Origin of the sequence: Trinickia sp., from assembly GCF_036503415.1 — a bacterium.
GTDB lineage: Bacteria > Pseudomonadota > Gammaproteobacteria > Burkholderiales > Burkholderiaceae > Trinickia.
On record NZ_DASXWY010000153.1, the window covers coordinates 1 to 2,594 of the forward strand.

2 protein-coding genes are annotated in these 2,594 nt (G+C 64.5%); both read right to left on the reverse strand.

Annotated features, from left to right (window positions below; all coding sequences use genetic code 11):
* Positions 1 to 509, reverse strand: a 509-nt coding sequence (locus VGL01_RS18765) for an HAD family hydrolase (RefSeq protein WP_331571969.1), incomplete at its 3' end; no start/stop codon positions are given.
* 100 nt (positions 510 to 609) lie between these two features.
* On the reverse strand, positions 610 to 2,594 hold a 1,985-nt coding region (locus tag VGL01_RS18770; protein ID WP_331571971.1), incomplete at its 5' end, for a PQQ-binding-like beta-propeller repeat protein.

The following is a 2,594-nucleotide window of genomic DNA, read 5'->3' on the forward strand; positions in this document are numbered from 1 at the left end:
TCGCCCACCACGACAGCGGTCTCGATCGATACACCGAGACGTTCGGCCGCCGCGATGAAGAGATCGGGATCGGGTTTGGCGTGCTTGACCTGATCGCGCGTGACGACCACGGTCGTGCCCGGATCGACACCGAGCGATTCGAGGTTCAGTGCCGCCGTTTCCATGCGCCCGCTCGTGGCGATGGCCCAGCGGATGTTGGCACGCGTCAACGCCTTCAGCAGCTCGATCGCACCGGGCAGCGGTCTCACCTGCGCATGCAGCCGTTGATAGGCTGCGGCATGGGCCTGGCGCAGCCGCTCGACGCGATCCGCGGTGAACTCGTCGTGCGTTTCGCGCAGCAACTGATTGACGAACAGTCCGCCGCTCATGCCAATCTTGCGATGAATGCGCCACACGGACAGATCGATGCCCTCGGCATCGAGCGCTTCCTTCCAGGCAAGCACGTGCTGATAGACGCTATCGACGAGCGTACCGTCGAGATCGAACAGAAACGATGTCTCGATGCGCATGAAAGCCCTCGTCCGGAATCCCGAAAAAAACAAGCATACGCCAGATACGGAGCGAATCGGCAGCGGACCTGTCGTTCGCCCGCTGCCGCCTCGTTCACGGTCACGGCAAGCTGTAAGCGATCACCGCATCCCCGGTACGCGTGCCGAGCGAGCCATGGCCGCCCGCGGTCACCAGCACGTATTGCTTGCCTTTCGAGTCGGCGTAAGTCATGGGTGTCGCTTGCCCGCCGGCCGGCAGGCGCGCCTGCCAAAGCTTCTTGCCGGTGCCGAGGTCGTAGGCGCGCACATAGTAGTCGAGCGTGCCGGAGAGGAATCCAACGCCGCCGGCCGTAACGATCGTCCCGCCGAGACTCGGCACGCCGAGCTTGAACGGCAACGGCACGGGGGCACTGTCGCGAATCGTGCCGTTCTTGTGCTGCCAGACGATCTTGCCGGTCGTGAGATCGACCCCGGAGACGTAGCCCCACGGCGGCGCCTGACACGGAATGCCGAGCGGCGAGAGAAACGGCTTGAGCTCGATCGCAAACGGGTCGCCGGCGGCAATCTTGATCCCGCTCGTTTCGCTGCCATGCTGGTGTTCGAGCGCAGGCACCTTGTCGCGCGGAATCAGTTTGGAGATGAACGCCATGTAGTTGGGATTCGCAAACAATATCTGCTTGCCCGGGTCGACGGAAATCCCGCCCCAGTCGAACGCGCCGAAGTTGCCGGGGAACACGAGCGTGCCTTGCTCGGAGGGGGGCGTGAATGCGCCGTCGTAGCGCAGCGAACGAAAATCGATGCGGCACCAGAGCTGGTCGTATGGCGTGGCGCCCCACATGTCGCGCTCCCGAACGCGGGGCGGATTGAAGTTGAGCGCCGAGACGGGCTGCGTCGGCGACGTGTGATCTCCAGGGGCCGCGCCCTGCGGTACCGGTGTTTCGGTGATCGGGATCAGCGGCTTGCCCGTTTGGCGATCGAGCACATAGATGCTGCCTTGCTTCGTCGAAGCGATGAGCGCGGGTTTCACGCCCTCTTGCGTTTGCAGATCCATCAGCGTGGGTTGGCCGCCGACGTCCATATCCCACAGATCGTGATGCGTGAATTGATAAACCCATTTCACGTGCCCCGTGGCGAGATCGAGCGCCGTCACGCCCGCGCCGAAGCGTTCGGCTTGCGGTGTGCGATTGCCGCCCCATTGATCGGGCGTCTGATTGCCCATCGGCAGGTAGATCATGCCGAGGCGCTCATCCACGCTCGCCACGGCCCACATGTTCGGCGAATTGCGTGTGTAGGTCTGTCCCGGCGGGAGCGGCGCCGTATCGTCGGGGCGGCCCGCGTCCCAGTTCCAGACGAGGTGGCCGTCGTGGACGTCGTACGCGCGCATGACGCCGCTCGGCTCGTTGGTCGACTCGTTGTCGGTCACGTGCCCGCCAATGATGACGAGGTTGCGCGTCACCATCGGCGGCGAAGTGGAGTAATACCCGCCCGGGGTGAAAGGTCCTATGTTGGCCCGCAAATCGACGGTGCCATGGTTGCCGAAGTCCTCGCAGGGTTTGCCGGTGTCGGCATCGAGTGCAATCAGGCGGGCATCGGCGGTCGGCAGGAAGATTCTGCGGGAACAGCTATGGGCCGGCGTGGCGCTGGCGGACGTTTGGGGCGCAGCCGTCGCTGTCGTTGCGCTCGCCTCGGATGCAGCGCTCGCTTCGCTCGAGGCGCTTGCTACGCTCGGCGCGCTCGCTTCGGAAGCTGCATTCGCGGCAGTCGCTTCGCTCGACGTACTCGCGGCACTCGCCGCACTCGCTTCGGACGACGCACTCCCTTGTACCGGTGCGCTCGCCTGCTCGGGCGCGCTCGCTTGCGCCGGCGCATTCGCCTCGGCGAACGCACTCGCCGCCGCGGTGGATTCGGCAGCGGTCGCCGGTACTGACGAATACGAAGCCTCGTCATAATACGAAACGCCCCTGCACGTCATGTGCTCGAAATGCGCAAAGCCGACAGGGCTCTGAATGTGCGGATCGAAACGCCACCGCACTGCGCCCGTAGCCGCATCGACCGCCAGTACCTTGCTGTGCGGCGTGCAAATGAAAAGCGTATCGCCGACTTTGA